Source organism: Streptomyces xanthochromogenes, assembly GCF_014650455.1.
In the GTDB taxonomy this organism is placed as follows: Bacteria; Actinomycetota; Actinomycetes; order Streptomycetales; family Streptomycetaceae; genus Streptomyces; species Streptomyces xanthochromogenes.
The window spans coordinates 328,798-353,329 of the sequence record NZ_BMUZ01000012.1 but is presented as its reverse complement, the minus strand read 5'-3'; the positions used below and the strand labels follow the sequence as shown (position 1 = coordinate 353,329).

Annotated in this window: 23 protein-coding genes and 1 pseudogene; 3 read left to right on the top strand and 21 right to left on the bottom strand. The window is 71.2% G+C overall.

Annotated features, from left to right (window positions below; all coding sequences use genetic code 11):
- Window positions 1-37 precede the first annotated feature (37 nt).
- Entirely contained in the window at window positions 38-676 is a 639-nt protein-coding gene (locus tag IE267_RS29795; RefSeq protein ID WP_167154920.1) for a vitamin K epoxide reductase family protein, read from the bottom strand.
- Between the two features lie 230 nt (window positions 677-906).
- On the opposite strand from IE267_RS29795, the pseudogene IE267_RS40495 reads away from it, so the two are divergent.
- Window positions 907-1,563 (top strand): annotated as a pseudogene (locus IE267_RS40495) (LuxR C-terminal-related transcriptional regulator); the annotation flags it as partial.
- A 185-nt stretch (window positions 1,564-1,748) separates the two neighbouring features.
- Here IE267_RS40495 and hisS read toward each other — a convergent pair.
- The gene (hisS, locus tag IE267_RS29785) at window positions 1,749-3,011 is read right to left on the bottom strand and encodes a histidine--tRNA ligase (protein ID WP_167154917.1); all 1,263 of its coding nucleotides are present in this window, start codon (window positions 3,009-3,011) and stop codon (window positions 1,749-1,751) included.
- Between the two features lie 14 nt (window positions 3,012-3,025).
- A complete protein-coding gene (locus IE267_RS29780; RefSeq protein WP_189765338.1) occupies window positions 3,026-3,736 on the bottom strand; it encodes an MBL fold metallo-hydrolase in 711 nt (236 codons plus the stop codon).
- Between the two features lie 152 nt (window positions 3,737-3,888).
- Here IE267_RS29780 and IE267_RS29775 point away from each other — a divergent pair, with 152 nt between their 5' ends.
- Both IE267_RS29775 and IE267_RS29770 read left to right on the top strand, forming a co-directional pair.
- Window positions 3,889-4,668, top strand: a complete 780-nt coding sequence (locus IE267_RS29775) for a peptidylprolyl isomerase (RefSeq protein ID WP_189765337.1) — start codon at window positions 3,889-3,891, stop codon at window positions 4,666-4,668.
- 203 nt (window positions 4,669-4,871) lie between these two features.
- On the top strand, window positions 4,872-6,101 hold the full coding sequence (locus tag IE267_RS29770) for a DUF349 domain-containing protein (protein ID WP_161253468.1): 1,230 nt from the start codon (window positions 4,872-4,874) through the stop codon (window positions 6,099-6,101).
- 114 nt (window positions 6,102-6,215) lie between these two features.
- On the opposite strand, the gene IE267_RS29765 is transcribed toward IE267_RS29770, so the two are convergent.
- From IE267_RS29765 to pgsA, 18 genes are all read right to left on the bottom strand, one after another.
- Window positions 6,216-7,361: a caspase, EACC1-associated type gene (locus IE267_RS29765; RefSeq protein ID WP_161253471.1), complete on the bottom strand. Its 1,146-nt coding sequence runs from the start codon at window positions 7,359-7,361 to the stop codon at window positions 6,216-6,218.
- The gene (locus IE267_RS29760; RefSeq protein WP_167154908.1) at window positions 7,342-7,734 is read right to left on the bottom strand and encodes an effector-associated constant component EACC1; all 393 of its coding nucleotides are present in this window, start codon (window positions 7,732-7,734) and stop codon (window positions 7,342-7,344) included. Before IE267_RS29760 ends, IE267_RS29765 begins: the two co-directional genes overlap by 20 nt.
- Entirely contained in the window at window positions 7,727-9,040 is a 1,314-nt protein-coding gene (locus IE267_RS29755) for a serine/threonine-protein kinase (protein ID WP_189765336.1), read from the bottom strand. Before IE267_RS29755 ends, IE267_RS29760 begins: the two co-directional genes overlap by 8 nt.
- A gap of 36 nt (window positions 9,041-9,076) precedes the next feature.
- The gene (locus IE267_RS29750; RefSeq protein ID WP_189765335.1) at window positions 9,077-11,575 is read right to left on the bottom strand and encodes a RelA/SpoT family protein; all 2,499 of its coding nucleotides are present in this window, start codon (window positions 11,573-11,575) and stop codon (window positions 9,077-9,079) included.
- Window positions 11,576-11,793: 218 nt separating this feature from the next.
- Window positions 11,794-12,345, bottom strand: coding sequence for an adenine phosphoribosyltransferase (locus IE267_RS29745; RefSeq protein ID WP_189765334.1), 552 nt, complete (start codon window positions 12,343-12,345; stop codon window positions 11,794-11,796).
- Entirely contained in the window at window positions 12,342-13,439 is a 1,098-nt protein-coding gene (gene secF, locus IE267_RS29740; RefSeq protein ID WP_189765333.1) for a protein translocase subunit SecF, read from the bottom strand. The genes IE267_RS29745 and secF overlap by 4 nt, the downstream gene beginning before the upstream one ends.
- 1 nt (window position 13,440) lies before the next feature.
- Window positions 13,441-15,213, bottom strand: a complete 1,773-nt coding sequence (gene secD / locus IE267_RS29735; protein ID WP_189765332.1) for a protein translocase subunit SecD — start codon at window positions 15,211-15,213, stop codon at window positions 13,441-13,443.
- Between the two features lie 142 nt (window positions 15,214-15,355).
- Window positions 15,356-15,829: a preprotein translocase subunit YajC gene (yajC, locus tag IE267_RS29730; protein WP_161253490.1), complete on the bottom strand. Its 474-nt coding sequence runs from the start codon at window positions 15,827-15,829 to the stop codon at window positions 15,356-15,358.
- Between the two features lie 166 nt (window positions 15,830-15,995).
- Window positions 15,996-17,087 carry a Holliday junction branch migration DNA helicase RuvB gene (gene ruvB, locus IE267_RS29725; protein WP_189765331.1) on the bottom strand — a complete coding sequence of 364 codons (1,092 nt, stop codon included), beginning with the start codon at window positions 17,085-17,087 and terminating at the stop codon, window positions 15,996-15,998.
- 47 nt (window positions 17,088-17,134) lie between these two features.
- Complete coding sequence (gene ruvA, locus IE267_RS29720; RefSeq protein WP_167154896.1) at window positions 17,135-17,740, bottom strand: Holliday junction branch migration protein RuvA; 606 nt, start codon at window positions 17,738-17,740, stop codon at window positions 17,135-17,137.
- Entirely contained in the window at window positions 17,737-18,267 is a 531-nt protein-coding gene (gene ruvC, locus IE267_RS29715) for a crossover junction endodeoxyribonuclease RuvC (RefSeq protein ID WP_100577266.1), read from the bottom strand. The genes ruvA and ruvC overlap by 4 nt, the downstream gene beginning before the upstream one ends.
- A 160-nt stretch (window positions 18,268-18,427) precedes the next feature.
- On the bottom strand, window positions 18,428-19,180 hold the full coding sequence (locus tag IE267_RS29710; RefSeq protein WP_161253500.1) for a YebC/PmpR family DNA-binding transcriptional regulator: 753 nt from the start codon (window positions 19,178-19,180) through the stop codon (window positions 18,428-18,430).
- A 114-nt stretch (window positions 19,181-19,294) separates the two neighbouring features.
- Window positions 19,295-19,879, bottom strand: a complete 585-nt coding sequence (gene pdxT / locus IE267_RS29705; RefSeq protein WP_161253503.1) for a pyridoxal 5'-phosphate synthase glutaminase subunit PdxT — start codon at window positions 19,877-19,879, stop codon at window positions 19,295-19,297.
- A 6-nt stretch (window positions 19,880-19,885) separates the two neighbouring features.
- Window positions 19,886-20,806, bottom strand: coding sequence for a pyridoxal 5'-phosphate synthase lyase subunit PdxS (gene pdxS, locus IE267_RS29700; RefSeq protein WP_189765330.1), 921 nt, complete (start codon window positions 20,804-20,806; stop codon window positions 19,886-19,888).
- A 206-nt stretch (window positions 20,807-21,012) separates the two neighbouring features.
- Window positions 21,013-21,558 (bottom strand): hypothetical protein, encoded by a 546-nt coding sequence (locus IE267_RS29695; RefSeq protein WP_189765329.1) that lies wholly within the window; start codon window positions 21,556-21,558, stop codon window positions 21,013-21,015.
- Window positions 21,559-21,647: 89 nt separating this feature from the next.
- Window positions 21,648-22,808 (bottom strand): glycosyltransferase family 4 protein, encoded by a 1,161-nt coding sequence (locus IE267_RS29690; RefSeq protein ID WP_161253509.1) that lies wholly within the window; start codon window positions 22,806-22,808, stop codon window positions 21,648-21,650.
- The gene (locus IE267_RS29685) at window positions 22,805-23,701 is read right to left on the bottom strand and encodes a phosphatidylinositol mannoside acyltransferase (RefSeq protein WP_189765328.1); all 897 of its coding nucleotides are present in this window, start codon (window positions 23,699-23,701) and stop codon (window positions 22,805-22,807) included. Before IE267_RS29685 ends, IE267_RS29690 begins: the two co-directional genes overlap by 4 nt.
- Window positions 23,698-24,363: a phosphatidylinositol phosphate synthase gene (pgsA, locus tag IE267_RS29680; RefSeq protein WP_189765327.1), complete on the bottom strand. Its 666-nt coding sequence runs from the start codon at window positions 24,361-24,363 to the stop codon at window positions 23,698-23,700. Before pgsA ends, IE267_RS29685 begins: the two co-directional genes overlap by 4 nt.
- Window positions 24,364-24,532: the final 169 nt, after the last annotated feature.

Genomic DNA, 24,532 nt, shown 5'->3' with positions numbered 1-24,532 from the left:
CAATGCCGTCTGAGCTGCGAAAACGCCCGTCGGCCCGTCAGCTGGTCCAGAAGTCCCACCAGCGGGTGAGGATCAGCATGCCGATGATGCCGACGTGCAGCACCGGGAAGACCCAGGTGAACTCGGCCAGGAAGTTCTTCGCCCAGCGCGGCGCCGGCAGCAGGCCCTTGCGGAGATTGAAGGAGGTCACGTACCAGAACATGAAGATGGTGGCGACCCACGCCAGGCAGCACCACAGGCACAGCGAGTTGATCCGGTACAGGGACTCGAACTGCAGCCAGGTGACGAATCCGACGCCGAACAGGGTGCCGGCGTTGAAGGTGAGCCAGTACCAGCGGCGGAAGCGGGCGCCCGCCAGGATGCTCATGCCGACGCAGATGACCATGCCGTAGGCGACCAGGCCCAGCATCGGGTTCGGGAAGCCGAAGGCGGCCGCCTGGTCGCTCTTCATGATGTTGCCGCAGGACACGACCGGGTTGAGGCTGCAGCCCGGCACGAAGTTCGGGTTCTCGAGCAGCTTGAACTTGTCGAGCGTGATGACCCACGCCGCCAACAGGCCGGCCGCACCGGTGATCACGAGCAGCCAGGCGAAGGCGCGGCTGCCGCCGATCGCCCCCTTGCTGCTCACCTCGCGGTGGCCGGAGTCGGAGGAGACGTCGTCAAGTGTTGTGGTCATAGCGCCGGTCCGTCATCCCGTCATCGTGGTTGCCTGTGCTGCCGCGGCCTCATTCTGCCGCACAGGGCGCGCTGTCCACCGTTCGATGGACATAAGCGGGTCCGCACGGGGGTCCTTGAAGCACGAGCTCCGCGGGACGCTCTTGCCATGACAGCACTGGCGGTTGATGCGCGCGGGCTTCGCAAGCGGTACGGCGAGGTCACCGCGGCCGACTCGCCGAGCGTGAGCGGATGTCACGGGAGATCCACGACACCGTTGCCCAGGGCTTCACCAGCGTGCTGATGCCGGTGCGGGCCGTCCGGTCGGAACTGGCCCACGATGTTCCGCTGGCCCGGCGCCATCTCGACCTCAAGGAGGCCACCGCCCGCCAGAACCTTGCGGAGGCCCGCGCGCTGGTCGCCGGGGGCGCTCCCGCGGACCTGGACGGCGGTTCGCTCCCCGACGCCATATGCCGTCTCGCGGCCCGGCACGAGCCCCCGGCCTCGCTCGAAGTGAGCGGCTCGGCAAGGGAGTTGCCCGCCGGGCTCGAAGTGGTCGCGCTGCGGGCCGTGGAGGCGGGGGCGGCGGGCCATCTGCTCAGGGACCTGGCGCGGGGTGAGCTCGCCCAGGCGGTGCGGGCCGCGGCGCGGGGCGAGACGGTTCTGGCGCCGTCGGTCGCGGGGCGTCTTGTCGACCAGCCCCGCGCCCGGCCGGAGCGGCCGCGACTGTCCGAACGGGAGGCGTCGGTGCTGCGGCTGGTGGCGCAGGGGTGCACCAACGCGGAGATCGGGCGTCGGCTGTTCGTCGCGGAGTCGACGGTGGAGACCCATGTGGTGCGGATCTTCGGGAAGTTGGGGGTGGACGACCGCACGACCGCGGTGACACGGGCGATGTCCCTGGGCCTGATCCAACGGCGCTCCTTACCGGGAACCTCCAGAGGGCGCCGGGGGCTGCGCCCCGGGCAGGCCGATGATGCCCGTGCGGGCCACCGTCGGCGCCGCCAGGGGCGCGGGGCGCTGCCCTGTGCGGCTCCGCCGCGTGGGTGCGAGCGGCCACGCACCCGGCGCGGCCGGACTCGCACCCGTCCAGGCCGTCAGGCCAGGCGCTCCCGGAGCACGTCCACGACCGAGTCCAGCGGCACAGGGCCCTGTTCGCCCGACTCCATGTCCTTCAGCTGGACCACGCCCTCCGCGAGGTCGCGCTCACCGGCGACCAGGGTGAACCGGGCCCCCGAGCGGTTCGCGTTCTTCATCGCGCCCTTCAGGCCCTTCGAGCCGAAGCCGAAGTCCGCCGCGATGCCGGCCCGCCGCAGCTCCGTCACCTTGGCGAAGAGCACGCGGCGCGCCTCCTCGCCGAGCGGGACCGCGAACACGCTGGTCGTGGAGGGGAGTTCGAGGGTGACGCCCTCGGCCTCCAGGGCCAGGACCGTACGGTCGACGCCGAGCGCCCAGCCCACCGACGGCAGCGCGGGGCCGCCGATCATCTCGGAGAGGCCGTCGTAGCGGCCGCCGCCGCCGACCGCGGACTGCGAGCCGAGGCCGTCGTGGACGAACTCGAACGTCGTGCGGGTGTAGTAGTCGAGGCCGCGCACCAGACGCGGGTCGTCCTCGTACGCGACGCCCTCCGCCGTCAGGAGCGCGCGCACCTCCTCGTGGTACGCCTTGCACGCGTCGCACAGGTAGTCGCGCAGCAGCGGGGCGTCCGCGAGCTGCTTCTGCACCGCTTCCCGCTTGTCGTCGAGCACCCGCAGCGGGTTGATCTCGGCCCGGCGCAGGGTGTCCTCGTCGAGGTCGAGCCCGCGCAGGAACTCCTGGAGCGCGGCGCGGTAGACCGGGCGGCACTCCTTGTCGCCGAGCGAGTTCAGCAGGATGCGGAATTCGCGCAGGCCGAGCGAACGGTACGCGTCGTTGGCCAGGATGATCAGCTCGGCGTCGAGCGCCGGGTCCTCCGCGCCGATCGCCTCGGCACCGACCTGCGAGAAGTGGCGGTAACGGCCCTTCTGCGGGCGCTCGTAGCGGTAGTACGAGCCCGAGTACCAGAGCTTGACGGGGAGGTTTCCCGCCTTGTGGAGGTTGGCCTCCAGGGCGGCGCGCAGCACGGATGCGGTGCCCTCGGGGCGCAGGGCGAGCCGGTCGCCGCCCTTGGTCTCGAAGGCGTACATCTCCTTCGTGACGATGTCGGTGGACTCGCCGACACCGCGCGCGAAGAGCTCGACGTTCTCGAAGCCGGGGGTCTCGATGTAGCCGTAGCCCGACCGCTTCAGGGGCGCCGAGATGGCCTCGCGCACGGCGAGGAAGCGCGCCGAGTCCGGCGGGATCAGGTCGTAGGTGCCCTTGGGGGCCTGGAAGGTGCTCATGGGAAGGCTTCTCGTCACATTCCTCGTCGGGGAGAGGCGATGCCCTCTCCCTGGCCGGAGGCCACCTGCCGCAGATACGGGTTGGTGGCGCGCTCCTGGCCGATGGTCGTCTGGGAGCCGTGGCCGGACAGCACCACGGTCGAGTCGTCGAGCGGCAGGCACACACGGCCCAGCGACTCGAGGAGCTCGGCGTGGCTGCCGCCGGGCAGGTCGGTGCGTCCGACGGAGCCGGCGAAGAGCAGATCGCCCGAGAACAGGATCGGAGGAATGTCCTCCGCCTCGGGCAGCCCGAACGTCACCGACCCCTTGGTATGGCCGGGCGCATGCGACACGGTGAGCTCCATGCCCGCGAGCGCCAGCTTGGCGCCGTCGGTGAGCTCCAGGACGTCGTCGGGCTCCCCCACCGTCAGTTCGCCCATCAGCTGGGCGCCGAGGGCGCGGCCGAGGGCCCTTTCCGGGTCGCTCATCATGAAGCGGTCGTCGGGGTGGATCCAGGCGGGTACGTCGTGGGCTCCGCAGACCGGGACGACCGAGGCGCAGTGGTCGATGTGGCCGTGGGTGAGGACGACGGCGACGGGCTTGAGCCGATGCTTCTTCAGCGTTTCCTCGACACCCTGGGTGGCCTGGTGGCCGGGGTCGATGATGACGCATTCCTCGCCTGCGGCGGGGGCGACCAGGTAGCAGTTGGTCCCCCAGGCCCCGGCGGGGAACCCGGCAATCAGCACGATCGTCCTCGATTTCTTGCGCGGCGGGTGATTACGGCTGTTCAGAGCCTACCGGCGCTGCTCGGGTCACAGCGAACCCATATACGGTACGGGGCACAGTCAGCTCGTACGCACGTACCCGCACCCCACGAGACCGCACAAGGAGACGACCGGTGGTCAGCAGCGAACAGCGTCGGCGCCAGCTCGCGCGCGAGAAGTTCGAGCGGCAGCAGCAGCGCCGGGAGACGGCCCGGCGCAAGGCCAGGCGGCGCAACACGGTCATCGCGGCCGCCCTCGCGGTGGTCGTGGCGGCGGGCGGCGCCGCCTTCGCGACGGGAGCGTTCTCCAGCGACGGCAAGAAGTCGGACGCCGCGGCTCCCTCCAACAGCCCGTCCCCGTCCGCCAGTTCGACGCCCGAGCCGAAGATGGCCGTGGACGCCAAGGCCAAGTACGACATGGCCCTGAAGACGAACACCGGCGACGTCAGGATCGCGATGGACGCGGCGAAGACCCCGCACACGGTGAACTCGTTCAAGTACCTCGCCGACAAGGGGTACTTCAACAACACCAAGTGTCACCGCCTGACCACCCAGGGCATCTACGTGCTCCAGTGCGGCGACCCGCAGGGCACCGGTTCGGGCGGCCCCGGCTACACGATCCCGGACGAGAACCTGAGCGGCCTGGGCAAGGCCGGCGCGGACGGCACGGTGACCTACCCGGCGGGCACGGTCGCGATGGCCAATACCGGCCAGGCGCACACCGGCGGCAGCCAGTTCTTCCTGGTCTACAAGGACAGCAAGCTGCCGCCCACCTACACGCCGTTCGGCACGATGGACGCGGCCGGTCTGAAGGCCGTCCAGGACGTCGCCAAGGAGGGCGTCGAGGGCGGTGCGGGCGACGGTGCCCCCAAGAAGGCCGTCACCATCGAGAAGGCCGCCGTCACCAAGGAGTGACGCCGCCGGCCGCCCGGCACCGAGCGTGAGCCGCTGAATTCGGCCGCGCTGAGTGCGGACAGCCGGGCGGCCGGTCGCCTAGATTGGCGTTGTGCGGCGCGGGCTCGTACCGCGCTGTGGAGGGCGGGCGAGGCCCGCCGGGAAACTGTGGACGATGCCCCGGGGGACGAACCCCCCGCGAGGCATCATGTGGAGGAGGCGCTGTGAGCAGCGACCCGTGGGGCCGTGTCGACGAGACGGGCACCGTGTATGTGCGTACAGCCGAGGGCGAAGTGGTCGTCGGATCGTGGCAGGCGGGCTCTCCCGCGGAGGCCCTGGCCTACTTCGAGCGCAAGTACGAGGGCCTGGTTGTCGAGATCGGCCTCCTCGAACGGCGGGTGAAGACCACCGACCTGTCGGCCAAGGACGCACAGACCGCGATCGACCACCTGCGTTCGCAGGTGGACGAGCATCACGCGGTCGGTGACCTCGACGCGCTGCGGGGGCGCCTCGACAAGCTCGTCAAGACCGTCGAGTCGCGGCGCGAGGAGCGCAAGGTCCAGAAGGCCAAGCAGACCGACGAGGCCAAGCACGCCAAGGAGGCGCTGGTCGCCGAGGCCGAGGAGCTGGCGCAGAGCGAGCAGTGGCGCTCGGCGGGCGAGCGGCTGCGGGCCCTGGTGGACACCTGGAAGGGTCTGCCGCGCCTGGACCGCAAGTCCGACGACGAGCTGTGGCACCGCTTCTCGCACGCCCGCTCGGCGTTCTCCAAGCGTCGCAAGGCGCACTTCGCGTCGCTCGACGCGCAGCGCGAGGACGCCCGCAAGGTCAAGGAGAAGCTGGTCGTCGAGGCCGAGGCGCTCTCGGGCTCCACGGACTGGGGCACGACGGCCGCGCGCTACCGCGACCTGATGGCCGACTGGAAGGCCGCGGGCCGCGCCCAGCGCGAGGCCGAGGACGAGCTCTGGAACCGCTTCCGCGGCGCCCAGGACGTCTTCTTCGCGGCGCGCAGCGGGGTGTTCGCGGAGCGCGACGCCGAGCAGACCGAGAACCTGAAGCTCAAGGAGGAGCTGGCCGTCGAGGCCGAGAAGATCCTCCCGGTGACGGACCTGAAGGCGGCCCGCGCCGCGTTCCGCTCGGTCAACGAGCGCTGGGAGGCCGTCGGCCACGTACCGCGGGACGCGCGTCCCAAGGTCGAGGGCCGGATGCACGCCGTGGAGCGGGCGATCCAGGAGGCCGAGGAGGCCGAGTGGCGTCGCACGAACCCGGAGGCACGGGCGCGTGCCGCGGGTCTCACCGGCCAGCTCCAGGACGCCGTCGACAAGCTGCACAAGCAGATCGACGCCGCCCGCGCGGCCGGCAACGACGCGAAGGCGGACAAGCTGGCCCGCGAGCTGGAGGGCCGCCAGGCCCTGCTCGACCAGGCGCTGAAGGGCCTTGAGGAGTTCGGCGGCTGATCATCCCGCCCGTTTCCGAGCCGAAGGGCCCGGCCGTCGTCGTGACGGCCGGGCCCTTCGGCTCTGGGCGGCCGGTGGCCCCGCGGCTGCCGGTGCGGTGGTGCCGCCCGGGCCTCAGCGTGCGGGGGGCGCGTCGCCCTGCGCGATGTCGAGGGCGTGCTTGAGCACCTCGCAGGCCTGAATGTGGTTGCCGGACTCCTGGAGCAGGTCGGCCAGGCGCCGGCAGACCAGGACCGCGTCGGGCCCGTGCACCTTGTGCACCTGCTGGAAGGCCGTCTCCAGGACTTCGAGCGCCTCCCGGATCTGGCCGGTCTCCGCGAGCATCTCGGAGAGTTCCAGTTGGACGGCGAGCAGGCTGCCCGACCCTTCCGGGGTCTGCTCCTGAAGGGCCAGGCGCAGCACCGGAAGGGCGTCCCTGGTCTGGCCCCGGGCCCGCAGCAGGCGGGCGATGTTGAGCCCGGTCGCAACCAGGGCCGCCCGCAGCTCCGCCTCCAGGACCGGGCCCGCGGGGGTCCCGCGCCCGGCGCGGGCCTTGTTGCGGGCGAGCGGCAGCCGCCCCACCCCGTTCTCCTGGGACCTCTGGGGCAGCGGACGGTTCTTGCCGCGCAGCCGCTCCTCCAGGACGCGGTACAGCGTGTCCAGGTCGATGAGCTCCGGCCCGTCCCGCACGCCGTCGCGCAGCACGGCGAGCAGTTCCCCGGTGAAGGCCGTGTGCCGCTCGCCGTCGGGGGCGAGCGCGAGCCGGTCCCCTGGCGAGGCGGTCAGGACGTACGCGCCGTCGACGGCCGCCTGTGCGGCGAGCGCGTCCACGTCGCCCGCGAGCGTCCGGGCGGCCCGGCCGCTGAAGCAGCAGTCGAGGACGACGATCTTGCGGCGGGCCCGGGAGCCGCGCAGCGCGGCCCGCAGGTGCTGGTAGGCGACCGCGGTGTAGCCGACGTTCTCCCGCGAGTCGCCGAGGCCCAGGTACAGGTCGGCCGACTCGGCGTCGCGCATGCCGTGGCCCGCGTAGTAGACGACCAGGGTGTCGGTGGCCTCGTCGCCCGCGCCGAGCACCGGATCGAGCATGGCCGTGGCGCTCTGCGGGTCGGTGACGACCGTGCAGTGCTGCACGGGCAGTCCCCAGACGCTCGCGTCGCACAGCGCGGCCGCCAGGTCCACCACATTGGCCTCGACGGCGGGCAGTTGGGGCAGATGCCGGTAGGAGGCGGTTCCGATGAGGACCGCTCTGGACCGGCCGGGGTCAGGCAGCGCCGCCGTCACCGGGGGCCTCGCTGTGGTCCAGGGCCTCGACGACGCGGCGCAGGCCCTCGGGGTCCCGGGCGAGCTCCCCGTCGATCCGTACTTCCGTCGTCCCGCGCCGCAGTGTGACGTCGGGCGACCGACGCAGCGAGGTGCGCCACTGGACCACCGAGAGGACGAGGGCGGCGACCGAGATGCCGTTGCCCACGGCGAATTGGAGCAACTCGAACCCGCTGCCCATGGTCTCGGCGACGGTCTCCCCCGCGGTGATCCGGGCGCGTACGTCCCCCGTCAGGGTCTCGTCCTCCTGGACCCAGCGCAGCAGGGAGCGCAAGGTGTCCGCTCCGTCGTCGTGTCGCTCCGCCCGCTCGACGTGTACCAGGACCTCAGTCACCGCGTCCGCCCCTCTTCCGGTCGACATGTCTGTTCACCTGCGCGAGCAGTTCCACGGCCGGCCCCCGGGCGCCGAGCCGGGCCAGGCACACGGCCTGCCAGTACTTCCCGGCCAGCGTGGTCGGATGGTCCTCGCCGAGCGAGGAGACGCACACCGGAACGATCGCGGACAGCATCTGTGCCGCTGCCTGCAATTCCCCCCGCAGCACGAGCGTGACGGCCTCGCGCTGGCGGGACGCCGCGTTCTGCGCGGTCATGCTGCTGAGCACGATCCGGCGGGTGGCGTCGCTGAGCGCGGCCGGACCGGGCCAGTCCCCCCGGGCCCCCCACACGGTGGGCGTCCCATTGGCAATCGTGCCGGTTTCATCGGCCCTGTCCCATTCGTACTCCGGCGCTCCCGCCGCGGCCGCGAGGGCGTAGACCCCGTCCACCACGTCCTGCCGTACGGTGCCCGTCATCAGATCGGCGAGCAGGGTCCGGCCCTCGCCCGCCAGAGCGGCGAGGGATTCCCCGACGGCCCGGGCGGAGGCGGGCCGCTCCGTGGGGTCCTGGCGGCACAACAGGTCGATGAGCGCGGTCAGTTCGGCGGGGTACGGCGGCCGCTCGCCGAGGCGGGGGATGCCGTCCCCGAGGGCCCGCTCGACGATGGCACCGACGTCCTGGGTGGCGCCGAGCGGAAGCTCGCCGGTCACCGCCAGATACAGGCAGCCGCCGAGCCCGTACAGATCGGCGGCCGGTCCCGGCAGGGCGCCGCGGATCGTCTCGGGCGCGATGAACTGGGGCGTGCCCACCAGTGCGCCGGTGCGGGTGATCGCGGCCTCACCGGCGAGCCGGGCGAGACCGAAGTCCTGGATGACGATCCGGCCCTCCGTGGTGACACCCACGTTCGAGGGCTTGATGTCGCGGTGCAGCACGCCCGCCCCGTGGGCCGCGTCCAGTGCCCCGGCCATGCCGAGCCCGGTCCAGGCGACCACGGCGGGCGCCAACGGGCCGGTGCGCGCGACCAGTTCGGCCAGTGTCATGCCGTCGAGCACCTGCATCACCAGATACGGGGTGCCGCGGTGCAGGCCGGTGTCGAACAGGGTGACGACGCCGGGGTGCTCGATGCGGGCCAGCGCGTTCAGCTCGCGCTGGAAGCGCAGCGCGGCGTCGCCGCCCTCGGCGAGGCCCTCCACCGAGGTCAGGAGTTTCACCGCCACCCGGCGTTCGAGCACCGTGTCCCTGGCCTCGTACACGACCCCCATGCCGCCGCGGCCCAGGACTCCCAGGACCTGGTACCGCTCGGCGATTAAGCCTTCTTGGCTCAACTTCCCCCCTGACAAAGAGACTTGGCCGCCCGGCCGCTAGGGCCGGCGGGCCGAGGTCACCCGGTAGACGTCGTAGACGCCCTCGACTCCCCTGACCGCCTTGAGCACGTGGCCCAGGTGCTTGGGGTCGCCCATCTCGAAGGTGAAGCGCGAGGTGGCGACCCGGTCGCGGGAGGTCTGGACGGCCGCGGACAGGATGTTGACGTGCTGGTCGGACAGGACGCGCGTGACGTCCGACAGGAGCCGGGAGCGGTCCAGGGCCTCCACCTGGATGGCGACCAGGAAGACCGAGGACTGGGTCGGCGCCCACTCCACTTCGAGGATCCGCTCGGGCTGCTGGGACAGCGAGTCCACGTTCACGCAGTCCGCCCGGTGCACCGAGACACCGCTGCCGCGGGTCACGAAGCCGATGATGGGGTCGCCGGGCACCGGTGTACAGCAGCGCGCGAGCTTGACCCACACGTCGTCGACGCCCTTGACGACCACGCCCGGGTCGGCGTTCTTGCGGCGCTTGCTGCGGCCGCGCGAGGGCGGTGCGGACTCGGCGATGTCCTCGTTGGCGGCCTCCTCGCCGCCGAGCGCCTGCACCAGCTTCTGCACGACGCCCTGGGCCGCGACATGGCCCTCGCCGATCGCCGCGTACAGCGAGGAGATGTCGGGGTAGCGCATCTCGTGGGCCAGGGTGACGAGCGAGTCGCCGGTCAGGATGCGCTGGATCGGCAGGTTCTGCTTGCGCATGGCACGCGCGATGGCGTCCTTGCCCTGCTCGATGGCCTCGTCGCGGCGCTCCTTGGAGAACCAGGCGCGGATCTTGTTGCGGGCCCGGGGGGACTTGACGAAGCCGAGCCAGTCCCGCGAGGGTCCGGCACCGGCCGCCTTGGAGGTGAAGACCTCCACCAAGTCGCCGTTGTCCAGGGTCGATTCGAGCGGTACCAGGCGCCCGTTGACCCGCGCGCCTATGGTGCGGTGCCCGACCTCGGTGTGGACGGCGTACGAGAAGTCGACGGGCGTCGAGCCCGCCGGGAGCGCGATGACGTCGCCCTTCGGCGTGAAGACGAAGACCTCGTTGCGCGACAGGTCGAAGCGCAGCGACTCCAGGAACTCGCTGGGGTCCTCGGTCTCCTTCTGCCAGTCGAGCAGCTGGCGCAGCCACGCCATGTCGTTGAGGTGGTCGTCCTTGCCGGTCTTCTTCGGTGCGTCGGTGCGCACCTTGGAGGCGCCGGCGGACGGATCCTGCTTGTACTTCCAGTGCGCGGCGATGCCGTACTCGGCACGGCGGTGCATGTCGAAGGTGCGGATCTGGAGCTCGACCGGCTTGCCGTTGGGGCCGATCACCGTCGTGTGCAGGGACTGGTACATGTTGAACTTGGGCATCGCGATGTAGTCCTTGAACCGGCCGGGGACCGGATTCCATCGCGCGTGGACCGTGCCGAGGGCCGCGTAGCAGTCGCGGACCGTGTCGACCAGGACCCGGATGCCCACCAGGTCGTAGATCTCCGCGAAGTCCCGGCCGCGGACGATCATCTTCTGGTAGACGCTGTAGTAGTGCTTGGGGCGGCCGGTGACGGTCGCCTTGATGCGCGCCGCACGCAGGTCGGACTGCACCTCGTCGGTCACTATGGCGAGGTACTCGTCGCGCTTGGGGGCGCGCTCGGCGACGAGCCGCACGATCTCGTCGTACATCTTGGGGTAGAGGATCGCGAAGGCGAGGTCCTCCAGCTCCCACTTGATGGTGTTCATGCCCAGGCGGTGGGCGAGCGGCGCGTAGATCTCCAGCGTCTCGCGCGCCTTCTTCTCCTGCTTCTCGCGCTTGAGGTACCGCATGGTGCGCATGTTGTGCAGGCGGTCGGCGAGCTTGATGACCAGGACGCGGGGGTCCTTCGCCATGGCCACGACCATCTTGCGGACGGTCTCGGCCTGCGCGGCGTCCCCGAACTGCACCCGGTCGAGCTTGGTGACGCCGTCGACGAGCAGGGCGACCTGGTCGCCGAAGTCGCGCCGCAGGGTGTCCAGGCCGTACTCGGTGTCCTCGACGGTGTCGTGCAGCAGACCCGCCATCAAGGTGGCCGGATCCATGCCCAGCTCGGCGAGGATCGTCGTCACCGCGAGCGGGTGCGTGATGTACGGGTCACCGCTCTTGCGCTTCTGGCCGCGGTGCCACCGCTCGGCGACCTGGTAGGCCTTCTCGACCTGGCGCAGGGTGGCGGACTCGATCTTGGGGTCGTTGCTGCGCACTATCCGCAGCAGCGGTTCGAGCACCGGGTTGTAGGCGGAGGAGCGCTGCACGCCCAGACGGGCGAGGCGGGCGCGTACCCGGTTGGAGGAGCCGCCGGAGCGGGACACCGAGCCGGCCGGCACCACGGGCTTGGCGACCGGCACCGGGGCCTTCGCCTCGGCCTTCTCGGGCATCGCCGGCGTCGGCTTCGCCTCGGGCTCGGGGGGCGTGGCCGGGGCCGCCGCGGCCTCTGCGGGCTGCTTGTCCGGCTGCTGCCTGTCCGGCTGCGCGGCGGAGAGTGGCTGGGCCTCGTCTGGCAAAAGCGCTCCTCTGGGGGTCCCCCCGGACGGGGTCTGGGGGAGGGTCCGGGTCCCCCGGTCAGGCCCGGAAGTACCCATGGTATCGAGCCAACGGCATCCGCTCGCCCCGGGCCGGTACGAGGGCTCTGCCCGAGGAAACGCCGGAGGCGGGCGCCGGATTCCTCCGGGCCCGCCTCGGCGGTGCGCCAGGCGCCGCTCAGCCGGTGATCGAACGCCTCTCAGACGGTGATCAGGGCGTCGAGCGGGGCGCCGTGCAGGGCGCTCTCCAGACGCTCGCGGCCGCCGAGGAAGCTGAGCTCCATCAGGACCGCGACTCCGGCCACCTCGGCCCCGGCCCGGCGGATCAGCTCCAGGGAGGCTTCGGCGGTGCCGCCGGTGGCGAGCACGTCGTCGATGACCATGACGCGGTCGCCCGCACTGAGGTCCTCGGCGTGCACCTCGATCTCCGCGGTGCCGTACTCCAGCTCGTACGCCTGCTTGAGCGTGGCTCCGGGGAGCTTGCCCGCCTTGCGTACGGGGATGAAGCCGATCCCGGCCCGGACCGATACGGGGGCCGCCAGGATGAAGCCGCGCGCCTCCAGGCCGACGATCTTGGTCGCGCCGTGCTCGACACACAGCGCGGCGAGCGCGTCGGTGAGGGCCGTGAACGCCTCCGGGTCCGCGAGCAGCGGGGTGATGTCCTTGAACATCACGCCCGGCTTCGGATAGTCCGGCACGTCACGGATGCGGCTGAGCAGCAGGTCCACGGTCTCGGTGGAGACGCTGGTCATCGACGCTTCCCCCGGTTGTTGCGGCTGGGCTGGCGGCGCTGGCCGACGACCGCGCCCGCGGTCTCGGACTCGTCGTCCTCGTCGAGCGGCGCCGCGTCCTGCTGCTCCTCGGTCTCCCCCTTGGCGGCGGCCGCCGCGCGCTTGGCGAGCACCCGCTTCTTGAGGGCCTTCATCTCCGGCATGGTCTCCTTCAGGTCGGCGACCAGCGGAGTGGCGATGAAGATCGAGGAGTACGCGCCGGCCGCGAGGCCGACGAACAGCGAGAGCGAGATGTCGTTCAGCATGCCGGCGCCGAGGACACCGCCACCGATGAACAGCAGGCCCGCCACCGGGAGCAGCGCCACGACCGTGGTGTTGATGGAGCGGACCAGGGTGCCGTTGAGGCTCTTGTTCGCCATCTCGCTGTAGGTGAACCGGGTCTGCTTGGTGATCCCCTTCTGGCCCTCCTTGAGTCCGTCGAAGACGACGACGGTGTCGTAGAGGGAGTAACCGAGGATCGTGAGCAGACCGATCACGGTGCCCGGGGTGACCTCGAAGCCGACCAGGGCGTAGATGCCGACCGTGATCGTGAGGTCGTGGATCAGGGCGACCAGGGCCGCGACCGCCATGCGCCATTCGAAGGCGATGGCCAGATAGATCACCACGAGGATCATGAAGATGATCAGGCCCGTCCAGGCCTTCTTCGCGATCGTCTCGCCCCAACTGGGGCCCACCAGATCGGCGTTGATGTCGTTCGCCTGAACCTTGAGGTCCTTGGCGAGCTCCGTCTTGATCTGGTCCGACTTGGCCGTGTCGACCCCGCCGATGGTGATGCGGATCGTGCCGTCGCCGAGCTTCTGGGCGATCGCGTCGTGGCCGGACGCGGACTGGGCCGCGTCCTCCGCCTGGGCCGAGGTCGCGGAGGTCTTCGGGGTCGTGAAGACCGCGCCGCCCTGGAACTCGATGCCCATCGTCAGACCCCGTACCGCCAGGCCGACGATGGCCGTGATGGTGATCAGGATCGAGATGCCGTACCAGATCTTCCGCTTGCCGACGAAGTCGTAACCGACCTCACCGCGGTACAGCCTGGCGCCGAGAGTGCCGAGCTTCGACATCTCACGCCTCCTTCGGGGTGTCGACGGGAGCGGAGGTGGTGCGGCGGGTGCGACGCAGCGGAGGCTTGGCGCCGAGCCGCTTGGGGTCGAGGCCGGACCACGGATGGCCGCTCGCGAAGAACTTGCGGCGGGCCAGGAGCGTCATCACCGGCTTCGTGAAGAGGAAGACGACGACCACGTCGAGCAGCGTGGTCAGACCCAGCGTGAACGCGAAGCCCTGGACCTTGCCGACCGTCACGATGAAGAGCACCGCGGCGGCGAGGAACGACACGAAGTCGGAGACCAGGATGGTGCGCCGGGCGCGGGGCCAGGCCCGCTCGACGGCGGGACGCAGGGTGCGGCCCTCGCGGATCTCGTCACGGATGCGTTCGAAGTACACGATGAACGAGTCCGCGGTGATGCCGATGGCCACGATCGCACCACAGACCGCGGGCAGGTTCAGCGCGAAGCCGATGCCCGGGCCGAGCAGCGTCATGATCGCGTAGGTCAGGATCGCCGAGGCGACGAGGCTGAGGATGGCGATCATCGCGAGGCCGCGGTAGTAGGCCACCAGGTAGATGATGACCAGCGCGAGGCCGATGGCACCGGCGATCAGACCGGCGTGCAGCTGGTCGGCGCCGAGCGCTGCGGTCACCGTGGTGACGCTCTGCTCCTGGAAGGTGAGCGGCAGCGCACCGTAGGAGAGGACGTTGGCCAGGTCCTGGGCGCTCGACTGGTTGAAGCTGCCGGAGATCTCGGCGGAGCCGCTGAGCGTGGAGCTCACCGTCGGGGCCGAGACGACCGTGTTGTCCAGCGCGATCGCGAAGCGGTTGTTCGGGTACTGCTGCTGGGACAGCTTGCCGGTGATCGCGGCGAACTTCTTGGAGCCGCCGCTGGTGAAGTCCATCTGAACGATCCACTGACCGTTCTGCTGGTTGATCACGGCCTGCGCCTTGGCGACGTCGGTGCCGTCGACCTCGGCCGGGCCGAGGATGTACTTCTCGGCGCCGTTCTGGTCGCACGCGACGGTCGGGTCGGTGGACTTGGCGCCCTCGCCGGCCTTGGAGCGGGCTTCCTTGGTGGAGCAGTCGAGCGCGGCGAACTGGGCCTGGAGCTTGGCCGCGGCCGCCGAGTCGGCGGCGGAGCCCGACGGGTTCGGCGCGGGGCTGCTGGGCTTGCTCGCGCCGGGCGTGGGCGTACCGGACGCCTTCAGGGCGTCGGTGAGCGCACGGCCCTGGGGGGTGCCGCTCGGCTTGCCCGCGCTGGGCGTGGCCTTGCCGGAGGCGCTCGGGGTCGCCTTGCCGGTGACACTGGGGGTGCCCGAGGGAGTCGGCGTCCCCTTGCCGGAGGCGCTCGGGGAAGCGCTCGGGGTGGGCGCGGCGGTCGCCTGGGCGGTCAGCACCGGGCGGAAGTACAGCTTGGCGGTCTGGCCGACCTGCTGGCGGGCCTGCTCGGAGTTCGTACCCTTGGGGATGTTGACAATGATGTTGTCATTGCCCTGGGTCTGAACCTCGGCCTCGCTCACACCAAGGCCGTTGACACGACGCTCCATGATGGAGACCGCCGTGTCCATGTTGGCCTTGTTGATCGCCGACTCCTGGCCGGGCTCGGGCTTGGCCTTGAGCGTGATGCTCGTACCGCCCGCGAGGTCGATGCCGAGCCTCGGGGTGGTGGTGTGGGAAATGAACATCCCGCCGACGAGCGCGACCATGGCGATGAGAATCAAGGCCAGGGCGCGGCCCGGCTTGCTCTGACCCCCCGCCGCCGGCCTTCGGCCCTTGTTCGGTGCTGCCACCTTGTCGTTTCTCCCTGTCCAACCGCCCTGCGCCGGGTGTGCGCGTGGACGGCCACGAAGTGTTGTGGGGACGTCCCCCGTGGAAGTGGGCGCGCTCCGGGGACCGCCCGCGCCGGTCGGGCGCCGCGGTCCCGGTGCGTGACTACTTCGTGTCGGCCCCGCCGTCGGCCTTGCCGTCCTTGCCGTCCTTGGGCGCGGCGGCGTCCTCCGCCTCGTCCTTCTTGCCCAGGTCGATCTTGGCGTCCTTGGCGACCTCGGCATCGGCCTCGGCGGCCTCGGTGCTCGCCGTCAGCGAGGAGGCGTCGTCCGGAACGACCGGGAGCTCCTCCTCGGTGTCGCCGTGCACGATGCGGTTGTACTCCGCGTCGTCCAGGACCGCGCCGATGGCGTTCTTGGCGTAGACGGCGTGGACGCCGGGCGCCACCTCCAGAAGGACCGTCTCGTCGCCGATCTCCTTGACGGTGGCGTACATGCCCCCGATGGTGCGGACACCGGTGCCGGGCTGCATCTCATTGCGCATGGCTGCGGCCGCCTGCTGCTTCTTCTTGGCGGACCGGGTCATCAGGAACATGGCCCCGATAAGCACAATGAAGGGGAGGAGAGTAATAGGGCTCACGGGACGGAACTTCCTTCGCATGACCGCACCTGTGGGGCGCGGCCTGATCTGGGGGTGGGTACGCCGGCCTGGAAGGGCGGCATCGGCGGAGTCTAAGCGAGTCCGCACAGATGGAACAACGCCCAGCATCCCACCGGGGTTCCTCGACGTGCGACCCTCCGCGCCGTCACGCCCCGAAGAGCCCCTGTTGTCCGCTTCCTGCCGCGCCGCCGCCCTGCTGCGGCGGGACGAGACCGAGGTGGGCCCAGGCGGCGGGCGTGGCCACCCGGCCGCGCGGGGTGCGGGCGAGCAGACCCTCCCGGACCAGGAAGGGCTCGGCCACTTCCTCCACCGTCTCGCGCTCCTCCCCCACCGCCACGGCGAGGGTGGACAGGCCCACCGGGCCGCCGCCGAAGAGCTTGAGCAGGGCTTGCAGGACCGCCCGGTCGAGCCGGTCCAGACCGCGGGCGTCGACCTCGTACACCGCGAGTGCCATCGAGGCGATCTCAGGGGTGATGATGCCGTCCGCCTTGACCTGGGCGTAGTCGCGCACCCGGCGGAGCAGCCGGTTGGCGATGCGCGGGGTGCCGCGGGAGCGGCCCGCGATCTCCGCGGCGCCCGCGGTGTCGATCTCCACGTCGAGCAGCCGGGCGGAGCGGTGGATGACCCGCTCCAGCTCGGACGGCTCGTAGAACTCCATGTGCCCGGTGAACCCGAACCGGTCGCGCAGCGGGGGCGGCAGCAGGCCGGCCCGGGTGGTGGCGCCGACCAGGGTGAAGGGCGGCAGCTCCAGCGGGATGGCGGTGGCTCCGGGGCCCTTGCCGACGATGACGTCGACCCGGAAGTCCTCCATCGCCATGTAGAGCATCTCCTCGGCGGGCCGCGACATCCGGTGGATCTCGTCGAGGAAGAGGACCTCGCCCTCCTGGAGGGAGGACAGGATCGCCGCGAGGTCACCGGCGTGCTGGATCGCGGGGCCGCTGGTGATGCGGATGGGGGCGCCCATCTCGGCCGCGATGATCATCGAAAGGGTGGTCTTGCCGAGGCCGGGGGCGCCCGACAGGAGGACGTGGTCGGCGGTGGCGCCGCGGGCGCGGGCCGCGCGCAGCACCAGGTCGAGCTGCTCGCGGACCTTCTCCTGGCCGACGAACTCCTCCAGGTCCTTGGGCCGCAGCGCGGCCTCGACCGCGGTGTCCTCGCCGTCGGCGTCGGCCCCCACGAGCCGGTCGCCCGCCGTCGCGGACAGATCCGCCGTGTCGGAGCCGTCTTCCCAGTTCATGACGTGTGCCTCGGATCGTGGTCGCGGTGGGGGGCCTGCGGGCTGGTTCAGCGGGCGCGGTTGAGGGTCTGGAGGGCGGCCTTGAGGAGCGCGCCGATGTTCGGCTGCTCGGCGGCCTCGGCCTGCGCGGTGACGGCCGTGACCGCCTCGTCGGCCTCACGGGTCGCGTAGCCGAGCCCGATGAGGGCCGCGTGCAGTTGGTCGCGCCAGCCCGAGGTGACCGGGGCGCCGACCGCCGGGGCGTTGCCGACGGGCGCGCCGAGCCGGTCCTTCAGCTCGATGAGCAGCTTCTGGGCGCCCTTCTTGCCGATGCCGGGCACGGCGGTGAGCGCCTTCTCGTCGCCGGTGGCGAAGGCGCGGCGCAAGGCGTCCGGGGTGTGCACGGAGAGCACCGCCTGGGCGAGCCGGGGACCGACGCCGTTGGCCGTCTGGAGCAGCTCGAAGACCTGCTTCTCGTCGTCGTCGGCGAAGCCGTACAGGGTCAGCGAGTCCTCCCGCACGACCAATGACGTGGCGAGTTTGGTGTGCTGGCCGATGCGCAGTTCGGCCAGGGTGTTGGGTGTGCACTGGAGGGCCATGCCGATGCCGCCGACCTCGACCACCGCGGTGTCGGGGGCGAGGGCGGCGACCGGGCCGCTGACGAACGCGATCATCGGGTGACCTTCCGTACGGAGTGCTGGGCGTGGGCCTGTTGCAGCCGGTTGAGCGCGGGGGCGCGCCAGATGTGACAGATGGCGAGGGCGAGGGCGTCCGCCGCGTCGGCCGGCTTGGGCGGGGCGTCGAGCCGCAGCAGCCGCGTCACCATCGCACCGACCTGCGCCTTGTCGGCCCGGCCGCTGCCGGTGACGGCGGCCTTGACCTCGCTGGGGGTGTGCAGGGCGACGGGGATGCCGCGGCGCGAGGCGCACAGCATGGCGACCGCACTGGCCTGGGCGGTGCCCATCACCGTGCGCACGTTGTGCTGGCTGAACACCCGCTCCACGGCGACGAATTCGGGCCGGTGCGCATCGAGCCACTCCTCGATGCCGCGCTCGATGGCGACGAGGCGATGGCCCAACTCGGCGTCGGCGGGCGTGCGTACGACGCCGACACCGATCATGGTGAGCGGCCGTCCGGCGACTCCCTCGACGACGCCCACACCACACCGCGTCAGTCCGGGGTCAACCCCGAGTACGCGCACGGCCCCTCCCCTCGCCCGTCGGTGATCTGCCTGTCGGCGATCTCTGTGCCTGTCGGTGATCTTTGATCCGCTGCCAGGCTATCCGCTGCCACTGACAACGGCGGCGGGCCGATGGGACGTGTCCCATCGGCCCGCCGAAAACGCTCAGCCCGCGGCAGCGCTACGCGTCGACCTTCTCCATGACCTCGTCGGAGACGTCGAAGTTGGCGAAGACGTTCTGGACGTCGTCGCTGTCCTCCAGCGCGTCGATCAGCTTGAAGATCTTCCGCGCGCCCTCTTCGTCCAGTTCGACCTGCATGGTCGGGACGAAGTTGGAGTCGGCCGAGTCGTAGTCGATGCCGGCCTCCTGGAGCGCGGTGCGGACCGCGACCAGGTCGGTCGCCTCGGAGATGATCTCGAAGGAGTCACCGAGGTCGTTGACTTCCTCCGCACCCGCTTCCAGGACCGCGCCCAGGACGTCGTCCTCGGAGAGCTCGGCCTTGGGCAGGACGATGACGCCCTTGCGGTTGAAGAGGTACGAGACGGAACCCGGGTCGGCCATGTTGCCGCCGTTGCGGGTCATCGCGACACGTACGTCGGATGCGGCACGGTTGCGGTTGTCGGTGAGGCACTCGATGAGCACCGCGACACCGTTGGGGCCGTAACCCTCGTACATGATCGTCTCGTAGTCGGCACCGCCCGCCTCGAGACCGGCACCGCGCTTGAGCGCGGAGTCGATGTTCTTGTTGGGCACCGACTGCTTCTTGGCCTTCTGCACGGCGTCGAAGAGCGTCGGGTTGCCGTCGATGTCGGCGCCACCGGTGCGCGCCGCGACCTCGATGTTCTTGATCAGCTTCGCGAAGAGCTTGCCGCGCTTGGCATCGATCACGGCCTTCTTGTGCTTCGTCGTAGCCCATTTAGAGTGGCCGGACATCTGCCTGTCTCCTTCGCGTAACCCATTCTGCGTCGTTCGGCAGAGATCCTACCGGGACCCGGCCCGCCCGTCGCCCGGCCCCCGCCCGTCAGCAGGCGCTTTCGCGCCCCTCTTTCAGGAGGCGGCGCGCACCATGTCCACGAACAGGGCGTGCATCCGGTGGTCGCCGGTCAGCTCGGGGTGGAACGAGGTGGCCAGGGCGTTGTTCTGGCGTACGGCGACGATGTGGCCGCCGTGCTCCGCGAGCACCTCGGTCTCGGCGCCGACGGACTCGACCCAGGGCGCGCGGATGAACACGCCTTCCACGGGGCCGACGCCGGCGACCTCGACGGTCGCCTCGAACGACTCGTTCTGCCGTCCGAAGGCGTTGCGGCGCACGATCATCTCGATGCCGCCGATGGTCTCCTGGCCAGAGCGCGGGTCCAGGATCTTGTCGGCGAGCATGATCAGCCCGGCGCAGGTGCCGTACACGGGCAGGCCCGCCCGCACCCGCTCGCGCAGCGGCTCCAGCATGCCGAACAGCGCGGCGAGCTTGGAGATGGTGGTGGACTCGCCGCCGGGGATGACCAGGCCGTCCACCTCGGCGAGCTCCTCGGGGCGCCGGACCGGCCTGGCCACGGCGTCCGCCGCGGCCAGGGCGATCAGGTGCTCCCGTACGTCGCCCTGGAGGGCCAGGACACCGATCACAGGGGTGTTCATGAGTGATTACCAGCCACGGTTGGCGTAGCGCTCGGTCTCGGGCAGGGTGTCGCAGTTGATGCCGACCATGGCCTCGCCCAGGTTGCGGGAGGCGGCCGCGATGATCTTCGGGTCGTCGAAGAAGGTGGTGGCCTTCACGATCGCGGCGGCGCGCTTGGCCGGGTCGCCCGACTTGAAGATGCCGGAGCCCACGAAGACGCCCTCGGCGCCGAGCTGGCGCATCAGCGCGGCATCGGCGGGGGTGGCCACACCACCGGCGGAGAACAGCACGACGGGGAGCTTTCCGAGCTCGGAGACTTCCTTGACCAGCTCGTACGGGGCGCGCAGCTCCTTGGCGGCGGCGTACAGCTCGTTGTTGTCGAAGCCGCGCAGCTTGGCGATCTCGTTCTTGATCTGGCGCAGGTGGCGGACGGCCTCGACGACGTTGCCGGTGCCGGCCTCGCCCTTGGAACGGATCATGGCCGCGCCCTCGGCGATGCGGCGCAGGGCCTCGCCCAGGTTGGTGGCGCCGCAGACGAACGGCGTGGTGAAGGCGAACTTGTCGCTGTGGTTGACCTCGTCGGCCGGGGTGAGGACCTCGGACTCGTCGATGTAGTCGACGCCGAGGGACTGCAGGACCTGGGCCTCGACGAAGTGGCCGATGCGGGACTTGGCCATCACCGGGATGGAGACCGCGCCGATGATCTCCTCGATCATGTTCGGGTCGGACATCCGGGCCACGCCGCCGTCCTTGCGGATGTCGGCCGGGACCCGCTCCAGGGCCATGACGGCCACGGCGCCCGCGTCCTCGGCGATCTTCGCCTGCTCGGCGTTGACGACGTCCATGATCACGCCGCCCTTGAGCTGCTCGGCCATGCCGCGCTTGACGCGCGCGGTGCCGATGGCGGGGCTGTCGGACTGGGGGGTGCTGGAAGGCGTGGTGGACACGGAGCGACCTCACTGGGCGGAGAAGGGATTCTGCTGCCCCGAGAGAACCCCGGCGGAGCAGGCCACATCAAGGGCCAATGCGTACCCGGTGGATCGTTTTCACCTGCCGGCCCGGCCCGTGAGCCACCCGGCCGTGCCCGGTCGGCCCGCCGGTGCGGCAGGGCTCAGGCGCCGGGCGGTCCGGTCGTCGGCCGGTGCGGCAGGGCTCACGTGCCCGGGCGGTCGGCCAGCGCCGTCGGGGGCTCGTCGTCCATCTCGAACGCGAGCGGGAAGGGCGCGTGCCCGGCGAGGCGCAGCCAGCGCACCGTACGGTGCCGGCGCAGCGCCCGCGCCGCCCGCACCGCGTCGTTGTGGAAGCGGCGCGCCATCGGCACCCTGCGCACCGCTTGCGCCAGTTCCTCGGCCGCCTCGACGCCCCCGGGCGCCTCACGTACGGAGTCGACCTGCGTGGGCTCCCCGAACACCGCCCGCAGCGCCTGGCTCAGCTCGCTCTCGGCGACCTCCCGGTGTTCCTCCTCCGCCTGGCGCGCGGCGTGCGCGGCCTCGTACAGGACGATGGAGGCGGCCGGGTCGAGCACCCCGCTGGTGGCGAGTTCCTGGGTGACCGAGGCGCGGCGCAGGAGTTGGGCGTCCAGGGCGGCGCGGGCCGCGTCGATGCGGGCGTGCAGCCGGTCGAGCCGGCCTGCGGTCCAGCTGAGATAGAGGCCGATCGCGACCAGGGCGACGACGATCCAGATGAGGGTTACGGTCACGGGCGGCAAGGCTACCGGGACCCCGGCCCGCTCCGGCCCGGCTCCGGCGGCCGGGGCGGTTCACGGATGGCGGGCGGGGCCCTGGAGCCTCAGTCCCGGGCGAGCCCGAACCGCGCCCGGAATCCGGTGCGTTCGTCCGCCGCGACCGCCGCCGCGCCGTGCGTCACCGTCTCGTACACCGCGAGGATGTCCGCGCCGACCGTCGCCCAGTCGAAGCGCCGTACGTGCGCCGAGCCGCGCTCGCCGAGGCCCGCGCGGCGGGCCGGGTCGGCGAGCAGCCGTACCGCGGCCGAGGCCAGCGCGTCGGCGTCCTCATTGGCGAAGAGGTCGCCCGCCGCGCCCTGGTCCAGGACCTGCGCGAAGGCGTCCAGATCGCTGGCGAGGACCGCGGCCCCGGCCGAGAGCGCCTCGACCAGGATGATCCCGAAGCTCTCGCCGCCGGTGTTGGGGGCGACGTACACGTCCACGCTGCGCAGCAGCCGCGCCTTGTCCTCGTCGCTGACCATGCCGAGGAACTCGACCCGGGAGCGCATCTCGGCCGGCAGCGATGCGACCGCCTCTTCCTCGTCGCCGCGCCCGGCCACGAGCAGCCGGGTGTCCGGGCGCTCGGCGAGGATCTTGGGCAGGGCCTTCATCAGGACCGGCAGGCCCTTGCGGGGCTCGTCGATGCGCCCGATGAAGCCCAGGGTCTGCCCCTGCCACTCCTTCTTCGGCTCGGCCTTGGCGAAGAAGTCGACGTCCACGCCGTTGGGGATGACCACGGCGTCGCCGCCGAGGTGCTCCACCAGGGTGCGCCGCGCGTACTCGCTGACCGCGATGCGCGCGCTGATCTTCTCCAGGGCGGGCTGGAGGATCGGGTACGCCGCGATCATCGCGCGGGAGCGCGGGTTGGAGGTGTGGAAGGTCGCCACGATGGGCCCCTGCGCGGCCCAGCAGGACAGCAGGCCGAGCGAGGGCGAGGCCGGCTCGTGGATGTGGATCACGTCGAAGGTGCCGTCGTGCAGCCAGCGCCGCACCCGGGCCGCCGAGAGGAACCCGAAGTTGAGCCGCGCGACCGAGCCGTTGTACGGGACGGGGACGGCCCGGCCGGCCGATACGACGTACGGCGGCAGCGGGGTCTCGTCGTCGGCGGGGGCGAGCACCGACACCTCGTGGCCGAGGCGGATGAGGTGCTCCGCCAGGTCGCGGATGTGGAACTGGACGCCCCCGGGGACGTCCCACGAGTACGGGCAGACGATGCCGATCTTCACGGCCGTCGTTCCTCCAGATCCGCGAGCCACAGGCGTTGCAGCATGTGCCAGTCCTCGGGGTGGTCGGCGATTCCGGTGGCGAAGGCGTCTGCCATCGCCTGTGTCATCGAGGACGTCCTGGAGGCCCGGTCACCTGTCTCGGGCACCTCGATGGGCGGGTGCACCCGGCCCTTCATGATCGGCGAGTCGTCGTACCAGAGCGTCACGGGCAGCAGCACCGCGCCGGTCTGCTGGGCGAGCATGGCCGGCCCCGCGGGCATGCGGGTCGTCTCGCCGAAGAACTTGACCTCGACGCCGGACGCCGACAGATCGCGGTCGGCGACCAGGCAGACCAGGCCGCCCGCGCGCAGTCGCCGGGCCAGCGTGCCGAAGGCGGAGCCGCCGGTGTGCGGCAGCACCTCCATGCCCAGGCTCTCGCGGTAGGCGACGAAGCGGTCGTACAGCGTCTCGGGCTTGAGCCGCTCGGCGACCGTGGTGAAGGGGGTGTCCATCTTGGTGGTGACCCAGGCGCCCGCGAGGTCGTAGTTGCCCATGTGGGGCAGCGCGATGACGACGCCCCGCCCGGAGGCGAGGCCGTCGACGAGGTGGTGGACGTCCTCGGGCACGAAGCCGTTCGCCATCCGGTCCCTGCTCCACGACGGCAGCCGGAAGGACTCCATCCAGTACCGCATGTAGGAGCGCATGCCCGCCCGGGAGAGGGCCGCGAGCCGCTCGGGCGACGCGTCGGGGACGACCCGGGCCAGGTTGGACTCCAGGCGCAGCACGCTCTTGCCGCGCCGCTTCCACGCCTGGTCCGCGATGCGCCGGCCGAGCCCGTTCGCGACGGGTTCCGGGAGCTTCTTGACGGTGGACCAGCCAAGGCCGTACAGCGCGTCGGTCAGCCTGTCCTTCATGCGCCCGCCTCACCGGCCGCCCGCGCGGCGGCGGCGTCCGCCTCGGCGGACTCCCGGCGGACGGTCACCACGCGCTGGATCAGCGTGACCAGGCTGCCGACGGCGACGATCCACAGCGCGACGGGGAGCAGCACCTGGATGCCCGGCACCCCGAAGTTGTGCAGTCCGGCGAGGCCCGCGGCGACCAGTGAGATGACGAGCCGCTCGGCGCGCTCGACCAGGCCGTTGACGGCGACGGGAAGGCCGATCGCCTCGCCGCGCGCCTTGGTGTAGGACACCACCTGGCCGCTGGCCAGGCAGAAGATGGCCACCGCGCACAGCACGTTGTTGTCGCCCCGACCGGCGTACCAGAGGGCGAAGCCGCCGAAGATCGCGCCGTCGGCGACCCGGTCGAGCGTGGAGTCGAGGAACGCGCCCCAGCGGCTGGAGATCCCGGCCTGGCGGGCCATGTTGCCGTCGATCAGGTCGGAGAAGACGAAGAGGGTGATGACGATGGTGCCCCAGAAGAACTCTCCACGGGGGAAGAAGACCAGCGCACCCGCCATCACTCCGGCCGTGCCGATGAGGGTCACCGCGTCCGGGCTGACTCCGCGGCGGAGCAGAAATGCGGCGAACGGCGTGAGGACACGCGTGAAGAATGCACGCGCGTACTTGTTCAGCATGGCCTTCCCGAGGGGTCGGTGTGGCCGCGCGGCCCCTGCTGGCCACCGGCCGACCCATCGTAGCCACGACTGCGCGGCCGCACCGCCGGGCACCCGCCGGGCGCGCTTCGGGCCACCTCGCGCGTGCGGACCCGTACGACGTATGGACGCACCGTGACGGGAGTGGAAA

Coding starts and splice junctions, on each gene's coding strand:
- secF (WP_189765333.1), bottom strand. CDS start 13,439: ATGTCGAAGCTCGGCACTCTCGGCGCCAGGCTGTACCGCGGTGAGGTC.
- IE267_RS29685 (WP_189765328.1), bottom strand. CDS start 23,701: ATGAAGGACAGGCTGACCGACGCGCTGTACGGCCTTGGCTGGTCCACC.
- ruvA (WP_167154896.1), bottom strand. CDS start 17,740: ATGATCGCGTTCGTCAGCGGCCCGGTCGCCGCCCTCGCCCCCGACACC.
- ruvB (WP_189765331.1), bottom strand. CDS start 17,087: ATGAACTGGGAAGACGGCTCCGACACGGCGGATCTGTCCGCGACGGCG.
- IE267_RS29795 (WP_167154920.1), bottom strand. CDS start 676: ATGACCACAACACTTGACGACGTCTCCTCCGACTCCGGCCACCGCGAG.
- hisS (WP_167154917.1), bottom strand. CDS start 3,011: ATGAGCACCTTCCAGGCCCCCAAGGGCACCTACGACCTGATCCCGCCG.
- pgsA (WP_189765327.1), bottom strand. CDS start 24,363: ATGCTGAACAAGTACGCGCGTGCATTCTTCACGCGTGTCCTCACGCCG.
- IE267_RS29710 (WP_161253500.1), bottom strand. CDS start 19,180: ATGTCCGGCCACTCTAAATGGGCTACGACGAAGCACAAGAAGGCCGTG.
- pdxT (WP_161253503.1), bottom strand. CDS start 19,879: ATGAACACCCCTGTGATCGGTGTCCTGGCCCTCCAGGGCGACGTACGG.
- IE267_RS29745 (WP_189765334.1), bottom strand. CDS start 12,345: ATGACCAGCGTCTCCACCGAGACCGTGGACCTGCTGCTCAGCCGCATC.